The sequence below is a fragment of the uncultured Zoogloea sp. genome, assembly GCF_937894855.1.
In the GTDB taxonomy this organism is placed as follows: Bacteria; Pseudomonadota; Gammaproteobacteria; order Burkholderiales; family Rhodocyclaceae; genus Zoogloea; species Zoogloea oryzae.
On sequence record NZ_CALAYQ010000110.1, the window covers coordinates 1 to 8235 of the forward strand.

Sequence of the window (8235 nt, forward strand, 5' to 3'; positions counted from 1 at the left end):
CCAGATCAGGTCGGCGTCGGTGCCGGTGAAGGGGTTGTTGTCGCCGTCGGCGTTGTCGCCGTCGTAGCGGCTGAGGTAGACCGTCACCCGCGGCGTGGTGCCGCTGGCGTCGGAGAGCGTGGTGGCGGTGGTGGCGCTGCCGGCGGCGGTGGCGGCTGCGTCCAGGTCGTCGAAGCGGGCGCCGGCGACGTCGGAGAGCTTGTTGGCGACGGCCTGCCAGATGTCGTCGTCCCGGTCGGCGGTCGGGGCGCCGCGCATGGCGTTGGACAGGGCGTCGAGGGCCGGGACGATGGCGATGGCGAGCAGCACTACCGCCACCAGCGCCTCGATGTAGCCGAATCCGCGCTGCCGTTTCATGGCCTTACTGGAAGGTGATGCGGCCGGTCTCCGCGGCCACCAGCACGTCGCGGGTGTGGCTGCCGGCCTGGACGCGCACCCGCGCGCTGCCGCTGGCGAGGCGCTGCAGGGCGCTGCCCTGGGTGGTCGCCGGGGCGCCGTCGGCGAGGAAGGACAGGGCGCCGGCGGTGCCTGAAGGCAGCACGACCAGATTGCTGTCGAGGCGGGCGTCGGGATGGCGGCTGCCGCTGCCGAGGGTCTCGGCGTAGAGCTGGCGGGAGAGCGGGTGGCGGACGGTGTAGAGCGGGGTGGGCGGCGCGCTGCTGGTGTCCAGGGTGTAAACCTTGTAGCTGTCGCTGGCGCTGCCGGTGGCGAAGATCACGCCGCAGGGGTTCTGGGTGCGCAGGGCCTCGTCGCGGGCGAAACGCAGGGCCGCGGCGAGCTGCTCGGCGGCCTTGGCGGCCTGGGCCGGGCGGCTGGTGGCGGAGATCAGGGGAGCGGCCGAGGCGGCAAGCATGGCAAGGATGCCGACGGCGATGAGCAGTTCGATGAGGGTCACCCCGCCGCTGCGGGCGGGGCGGATGCCGGGCGCTGCCACGGCGGCAGGATCAGCGGGACTGGTAGGCGGCGATGTTGACGATCAGCTGGCCGGTCTTGTTGTCGAACTTCCAGCCGCCGGGGTCGCCGGAGGTGGCGGTCATGCCCAGGGAGCCGAGGTTGATGACTTCGACAGTGGCGACGTTCTTGATCGGATCGGCAGGGATGGTGCTCTTCTTGAGGTAAGGGCCGTACTTGTAGGTGGCGTCCTTGGTGTTGCTGACGGCGCCGGCGGCGCTGGTGAATTTGACCAGCTGAGAAACGAAGGCGGCTTCGGTGTCGATCGCCCCGAAGGAGCCGCCGGCGGCCACGGCGCTGGGGTAGCTGCCATGCTGCTGGTAGTAGAGCTCGATGGCGGTGCGCAGGTTGCTCAGGGTGGCATCCAGCGCGGCGGCCTTGCTGTCGTCGGTGGAGGCGGAAAACTGCGGAATGGCGATGGCGGCCAGCACGCCGAGGATGACCACGACGATCAGCAGTTCGACAAGCGTGAAGCCGTCTTGCAGGCGGGGGCGGCGAATCTTCATTGCGGACTCCGGTTCTTGTAGTGCAATGGGCGGGAGCACTCCGCCCGGTGAGCAGGTATGGACCCTGTTACGGCCAGGGCGGCCAAAAGTTGAGGTGCAAGTTTGCCGTCAGCGTGAATTCCGTCCGCCTAATGAACAGCCGCCGACAGCTTGAAGATGGGCAGGATCAGTGCACTGACGATGGTGGCGACGAGGCCGCCCATGAACAGCAGCATCACCGGCTCGATGACCTTGGCGAGGGTGGCGAGGCGCTGCTCGAGCTTGCGCTGGTAGTGCTCGGCGAGGCGCTCCAGCACCTTGGCCAGATGGCCGCTGCGCTCGCCGGTGGCGAGCATCTCCCTGGCCAGGGGCGGGATGAACTCGGTGTCGGAGAGCGCCGCCGAGAGTCCGCGGCCTTCCTCGACGCTGATCCGCATGCGCTCCATGGCCTCGCGCAGGGCGCGGGTGGAGGCGATGTCCTGACTGGCGGCAAGCGCCTTGAGGAGCGGCACGCCCCGCGACAGCGACAGGGACAGGATGCGGAACACCCGCACCATGTGGATGCCCATCACGATGTTGCCGAGGGCCGGGGTGGCCATCACCGCCCGCTCGATGGCGGCGCGGCCTTCCGGCGAGGTGACGACGCGCCGGCCCACCAGCGCGATCACGCCGATGCCGACCACCACCAGCGCGCCGTACTTGTGCAGGAAATCCGACAGCGCCATGAGCACCAGGGTGGTGACGGGCAGGCGGTCGTGGATGGAGGCGAAGAGATCGGCAAAGCGCGGGAACACCCAAAGCAGGATGAAGGCCACGACGATCACCGACAGGCCCAGCAGCACCGCCGGGTAGGTGAGGGCCGAGACCAGCGCGACGCGCAGGTTCTGGGCCTTCTCGTCGAGATCCTTGAGCTGGGCCAGCACGTCGGGCAGAAAACCGCCTTCTTCGGCCGCCGCGACCAGATGGGTGTAGGTGCCCGGGAACATCGCCGGCTGGGCGGCGAGGGCCTGGGACAGGGGCTTGCCTTCGAGGATGTCGTGATGGAGTGCGGCCAGCACCGCCTTCACCGGCGGGCGGCGGGACTGGGCGTGGAGTTCGCTGAGCGCGGTGTGGAGCGGTACGCCGGTTTCCAGCAGCAGGGCCAGCTGCTCGGTGAAGGCGATCCGGTCGGCCACCTGGATGCGCTGGCTCCAGCCGGCAAAGGCGGCCTTGGCGCTGCTGGCGGCGGTGGGGGCGGGCGTGCCGCCGGAGGGGCCAAGTTCGATGGCCATCGGTTTACTCCAGCAAAACCACGCGGGAGATTTCCTCCAGCGTGGTGCTGCCTGCCAGCACCCGGTCGAGCCCGTCGTCGAAAAGGCCCGGCGTGGGGCCGCGCTTCACGTGGTCGCTGAGGGCTTCGTAGCCGGCATCGGCGACGATCAGGCTCTGCAGCGGGCGGTCGATCTCGATGAGTTCGTGGATCGCCAGCCGGCCCTTGTAGCCGCTGTCGTAGCAGTTGCGACAGCCGCGGCCGCGGGCCAGCATCACCTGGCCGCGGGCTTCCCAGCCAAAGCGCTCGACGAGCTCTGGCGGGGCGATGTAGGTGCTGCGGCATTCGGGGCAGATGCGTCGCACCAGGCGCTGGGCCATCACGCCGATCAGCGCCGACGACAGCAGGTAGGGCTCGACGCCCATGTCCACCAGCCGCGCCACCGCGCCCACGGCGTCGTTGGTGTGGAGCGTGGACAGCACCAGGTGGCCGGTGAGGGCGGCCTGCACGGCGATCTCGGCGGTCTGGCGGTCGCGGATCTCGCCCACCATGATGATGTCCGGGTCCTGGCGCAGCACGTGGCGCAGGATGCGCGGGAAGGTGAGCCCGACGGCCTCGTTCACCTGGTTCTGGTTGATGATGTCGAGCTGGTATTCCACCGGGTCTTCGATGGTGACGATGTTCTTCTCGATGCTGCGCAGGTGGTCGATGGCGCCGTAGAGGGTGGTCGTCTTGCCGCTGCCGGTGGGGCCGGTGACGAGCAGCAGGCCGTGGCTGCGGGCCAGCAGACGGCGGAAGCGCGACAGGTTGCCTTCGGCCAGGCCCAGGCGATGCAGGTCGAGCACCGTGGTGCCCTTGTCGAGCACCCGCAGCACCACCTTCTCGCCGTAGATGCCGGGCAGCGACGAGAAGCGCAGGTCCACGGTGCGGCCCTTGGTGGACACCTGGATGCGGCCATCTTGCGGCAGGCGGCGCTCGGCGATGTCCAGGTTGGCCATCACCTTGAGGCGCGACACGAGGGCCGGGAAGAGGTCGGCGCGCGGGTTCATCACCTCGTACAGCACGCCGTCGATGCGGAAGCGCACCCGCGCCTTGGTGCGGAAGAGCTCCAGGTGGATGTCGCTGGCGTTGTCGTGGATGGCCCGCTGGATGATCGAGTTGACCAGGTTGATCACCGGGCTGCCGGCGGCGAGCTCGTCGATCGTGGTGGTGTCGCCCGTCTGGCTGGTGTTTTCGATGACCTCCAGGTCCATCGTGTTGCCGTCGATCAGGTCGGGATCGTAGGCGGAGCCGGAATACGCCTCGAACAGGCATTTCTGGATCGCGTCGGCGCCGGCCAGCACCCAGCGCAGGCGGCAGCCGCTGGCCCGCTCGATCTCGTCGGCCACCGGCATGGATTGCGGGTCGGTGGTGGCGAGGGTGAGCTCGTTGCCGATCCGGAACATGGGCAGCACGCCTAGCCGGCGGGCCATGTCCTGGGGCAGGGCTTCGGCGATGGCCGGGTCGAACAGGCCCGGGCGCATCGCCAGATAGGGCACGCCGAGCTGGGCCGAGAGGGCCTGGAGCAGCTCGTGCTCGGGCACCCAGCCTTTCTCGATGAGGATGCGGCCGATGCGTAGGCCGAGCTGGCGCTGCAGGCGCGCGGCTTCGGCGATCTGCTCGGGTTTGGCGAGGCCGCGTTCGGTGAGGATGTCGCCGAGGCGCTGGCCGCTGGGGGCGAGGGGCGGCGGCAGGGGGCGGGAATCCGGGCCGCCGCTGTCGAAGATCTCGATGCGCCGGTTAAGCCCGGTGGCCACCAGAATGTCGTGGATCAGCGGGTTGGGGGCGGTGAGGCGCAGCCAGCCGCCAAGTCCGGCGAGCTTGGCGCTGCCGGCGATGAGCTGGGCGAGGGCCTGGCTGGAGAGCAGCGAGACCTTGCCCAGATCGAGGACGATGCGCAGTTCGTAGTCGGCGGCGCAGGCGTCGATGGCGCTGCCGAGGGCGCCCACGGCGTCGGTGTCGTGCAGTGCGCCTTCGGGAGCGAGGTAGGTGAGGGTGCCCGCGCGGGTGCGGACGACGGTGTTAGTGATCGTCGCACTCCCGCCGGATGCCCATCTTCAGCAGCATGGCCGGCTCGTCGTCGCACAGGCGCAGGAAGATGTCGAGGAGCTCCGGGTCGAGCTGGGTGCCGCTGACCCGGCGCATCTCCCTTTCTGCCGCTTCGTGGGTGCTGCCGGCCCGGTAGGCGCGCGAGCTGGTGATGCTGTCGTAGGTGTCGGCCACGGCGATGATCCGCGCCAGCAGCGGGATGTCGGAGCCGCGCAGGCCGTGGGGATAGCCGGTGCCGTCGAATTTTTCCTGGTGGTGGCGGGCGCCGGCGAGGGCGCCCTTGAGGCGGTCCACGTGGCGCAGGATCTCGTAGGAACGCTCCGGGTGCACCTTGATGAAGGTGTATTCGTCGTTGGTGAGGCGGCCGGGCTTGCACAGCACGGCGTCGGGGATGCCGATCTTGCCCACGTCGTGGAGGAGCGAGCCCCAGTGGAGGTTTTCCATCTCCTCGGTGCGCAGGCGCAGGGCCTGGCCCAGGCGCATCGACAGCAGGTGCACCCGCTCGGAGTGGCCGCGGGTGTACGGGTCCTTGGCCTCGACGGCCTCGATCAGCGCGGCGGCCATCTGCTCGGTGAAGCGGCGCATCTCGGCGAACATCTCGCCCATGTGCATCACGTTGGAGATCTGGTGGGCCATCACCTCGCCCAGGCGGCGGTCGCTGTTGGTGAAGTCGGGCTTCTCCTGGTGGTTGAGGAGGGTGAGCATGGCCGGCATCTCGAGGCCCTGGAACACCGGGCAGGCCAGCACCTTGTAGGGCATGTCGGTGAAGATGTAGGGCCGGCGGGAGTCCTTCATGTCGTCGAGGACGACTGTGGCGCGGCTGGATGAGACGAAGCGGAACAGGTCGCCGCGCATCTCCACCAGCACCAGATCGAGGTTGTGGATCGGCTTGCTGAGGTTGGTGGCGGAGACGGTGAGGTTCTCGGCCGGGCGGACGAAGCAGGCCACGTCGGCGTTGAGCTGCTCGGCGCAGCTTTTGAGCAGATCCTGCAGGACTTCGGCGCCCAGATCCTGCTTGGTGAGGTGGCGGTCGATGTCGTAAAAAAGGTGGAGCTCTTCGTAGCGTTCGGCGAGCTCGGCAGCCAGCACGTCCATCTCGGCGCCCAGGCTGTTGCGGTCGGCGAGGGTGGCGGCCACGTCGGCCATGGTCTCGGCGACGGTGTCGAGGTCAATGCCGAAGGGGGCGGCGTCGTCCCGGGGCACGGCGATCAGCCAGCCGGGGCCGTCGGGCAGCAGCGCGGGGCTGGCGTAGGTGACGCCGAGGCCGGTCTTGAGGCGGCGCATGCCGTCGCCGCCCGGAGGCGCGGCGTTGCAGGCGGCGAGGGCTTCGCCAAGGGGGGCCGGGTCGCCGTCGGCCCACAGCAGATCGCCGGAGGCGCTGCCGATGGCGGCGCTGAAGGCTTCGCCCACGCCGCGCTTGAGCCAGCGGCCGTAGCGGGCTAGGTCGCCAGGGCGGCTGTCAGTCATCGGTGCGCTCCCTGGCCACCAGCTGGCCGAGCAGGGTGGCGATGCGCCGGGGGCTCACCGGTTTCTCGAGGAATTCGATGCCGCCCAGCTCCTCGGCCCAGCTGCGCTGGTCGCGGGCGGTCATGGAGGTCATCACCAGCACCGGAAAGGATGGGCGGGTGTCGTCGGCGTGGAGGCGGCGGCACAGCTCCTCGCCGCCCATGCCGGGCATCTGGATGTCGGTGATGAGGGCGTCCGGCGGGTTGCTGGCGATGGCAGCGAGGGCTTCGTGGCCGTCGTGGGCCAGGTCGATCTGCCAGCCTTCCTTGGCCAGGCTGACCCGCAGCACGCGGGCCACGTGGGGTTCGTCGTCGACGACGAGGAGACGTTTCATGCGGCCCTCAGCAATACATGGGGTTTGCGGAAGCTCAGGGTGACGCGGGTGCCCTGGCCGGGTTGGCTGGTGACCTCGATCTGACCCTGGTGCAGCTCGACGATCTGCCGGGCCAGGTACAGGCCCAGCCCGTGACCGCCGCGGGCGACGGCTTCGCGGTCGGCGGAGCGGTAGAACTTGTCGAAGATGCGCGGCAGGTCGGCGGCGGGAATGCCGATCCCGCTGTCCTGCACGGTGATCACGATGCGCTCGTCGGTCTCTTCGGCCGACAGGATGATCTCGCCACCGGCCCGGTTGTACTTGGCGGCATTGGTGAGCAGGTTGTTCAGGGCGATGCGCAGCAGATCCTTGTCCAGCTCGACCGGCGGCAGCTCGGGCGGCACGCTCACCTGCAGGCGCAGGTCGCGGCTGGCGCCGGTGTGCTGGAGCTGCTCCATGCAGTCGGCGAGCAGTTCGGCCAGACGCACCCGCTGGCGGTCGATGACGATGCTGCCGGCCTCGATGCGCGAGATGTTGAGCAGGTTGTTGATGAGCGCGGCGGCGCGCCGGGATTCGTCGCAGACGGTGTTGATGGCCTCGACGCGGGTGTCGGCGGCGAGATTCGGGTCGTCCCGGAGCAGCTCGCCGTAGAGGGTGATGTTGGCCAGCGGCGTCTTCAGTTCGTGGGCCACATGGGCGATGAACTCGTCCCGGGCCTGGGCGGCGAGCATCTGGTCGGTGGTTTCGCGCAGGACGATCAGCGAGCCGAGGCGGCGGGTGGCGTCGCGGGGGGCGAACAGGGGCAGGGCCCACACGCTGACCCGGCGGCTTTCGTTGCCGTCGGGGTGGAAGTCGGCGGTCTGGCTGGTGGAGGCGCCGCCCAGCAGCGGGCTGAGCGCCCGCAGGACGCCGCCCTCCACCGGCCATTCGGTGGGCTGCTTGCCGACGAGGGCGGCGGGATCGACCGACAGCAGCGGGCCGACCTTGGTGTTGGCGAACACCGTGAGGCTGCCTTCGTCCAGAACCAGCACGCCTTCGGGCAGGGTTTCGAGGGCGCTCTCGACCTTTTCGCGCTTGTAGCCCAGCAGCTTGATGGCGGTTTCGGCGTCGCCGCGGCCGGCTTCGAGTTCGCGGATGCGCTTTTCGGTGGCGTCGAGGAAGCGCCCGAAGCGGGTGACCAGATCCCGGGCGGCGGGATCGCCGGCGAGATCGGGCGGGGCGCTGGCGGCCAGCTGTTCGACCCGCTGGCTGACCTCCTGCAGCGGCCGCAGCTGGCTGCGCAGCATGAAGAAGAACAGCGGCACGAGGAGCAGGATGGGCAGCGCCAGCCCGGCCAGGAAGGGCAGCTGGCGGGCGTCGAAGCCGAGGGTCGGGGCGCGGAAGGCGACCCGCACGAAACCTTCGAGGCGCCCGTCATGGAGGAGCGGGCCGTGGAATTCGATCAGTTCGAGCCCCGCTGCGCCGCTATCGACCGGGCGGTGGCCGAACCATTCTGCCGGCTTGTCGGCAGCCAGGGGCAGTACGCTCGGGGTGAGACCGGGGGCGGTGACTTCGGACAGGGGCTGGCCCTGGGGGTCGGTGACGAGGCCGTAGGCCAGATCGGCGTTGCCGTGGGCGCGGAGCACCGCGGCGAGGGGATTGGG

At 69.6% G+C, this 8235-nt stretch carries 8 protein-coding genes; all 8 read right to left on the bottom strand.

Annotated elements, in window-relative coordinates:
- The coding region (locus tag Q0672_RS12985) for a type II secretion system protein (RefSeq protein WP_298622792.1) at nucleotides 1-357 on the bottom strand (357 nt) is incomplete at its 3' end.
- 4 nt (nucleotides 358-361) lie between these two features.
- Entirely contained in the window at nucleotides 362-934 is a 573-nt protein-coding gene (locus Q0672_RS12990; protein WP_298622795.1) for a Tfp pilus assembly protein FimT/FimU, read from the bottom strand.
- 10 nt (nucleotides 935-944) lie between these two features.
- The gene (locus Q0672_RS12995) at nucleotides 945-1457 is read right to left on the bottom strand and encodes a prepilin-type N-terminal cleavage/methylation domain-containing protein (protein WP_153163156.1); all 513 of its coding nucleotides are present in this window, start codon (nucleotides 1455-1457) and stop codon (nucleotides 945-947) included.
- Between the two features lie 128 nt (nucleotides 1458-1585).
- Complete coding sequence (locus Q0672_RS13000; RefSeq protein WP_298622798.1) at nucleotides 1586-2707, bottom strand: type II secretion system F family protein; 1122 nt, start codon at nucleotides 2705-2707, stop codon at nucleotides 1586-1588.
- 4 nt (nucleotides 2708-2711) lie between these two features.
- Nucleotides 2712-4673 (bottom strand): ATPase, T2SS/T4P/T4SS family, encoded by a 1962-nt coding sequence (locus Q0672_RS13005; RefSeq protein WP_298622800.1) that lies wholly within the window; start codon nucleotides 4671-4673, stop codon nucleotides 2712-2714.
- Between the two features lie 73 nt (nucleotides 4674-4746).
- Nucleotides 4747-6240, bottom strand: a complete 1494-nt coding sequence (locus Q0672_RS13010) for an HD-GYP domain-containing protein (protein ID WP_298622802.1) — start codon at nucleotides 6238-6240, stop codon at nucleotides 4747-4749.
- Entirely contained in the window at nucleotides 6233-6613 is a 381-nt protein-coding gene (locus Q0672_RS13015; RefSeq protein WP_298622805.1) for a response regulator, read from the bottom strand. The genes Q0672_RS13010 and Q0672_RS13015 overlap by 8 nt, the downstream gene beginning before the upstream one ends.
- A partial coding sequence (locus Q0672_RS13020) for a PAS domain-containing sensor histidine kinase (protein WP_298622808.1) occupies nucleotides 6610-8235 on the bottom strand: 1626 nt, incomplete at its 5' end. The genes Q0672_RS13020 and Q0672_RS13015, both read right to left, overlap by 4 nt.

What these genes read in the sequence shown, in the direction of transcription:
- Q0672_RS12995 (WP_153163156.1), bottom strand. Translation starts at nt 1,457, where the DNA reads ATGAAGATTCGCCGCCCCCGCCTGCAAGACGGCTTCACGCTTGTCGAA.
- Q0672_RS13000 (WP_298622798.1), bottom strand. Translation starts at nt 2,707, where the DNA reads ATGGCCATCGAACTTGGCCCCTCCGGCGGCACGCCCGCCCCCACCGCC.
- Q0672_RS13010 (WP_298622802.1), bottom strand. Translation starts at nt 6,240, where the DNA reads ATGACTGACAGCCGCCCTGGCGACCTAGCCCGCTACGGCCGCTGGCTC.
- Q0672_RS13015 (WP_298622805.1), bottom strand. Translation starts at nt 6,613, where the DNA reads ATGAAACGTCTCCTCGTCGTCGACGACGAACCCCACGTGGCCCGCGTG.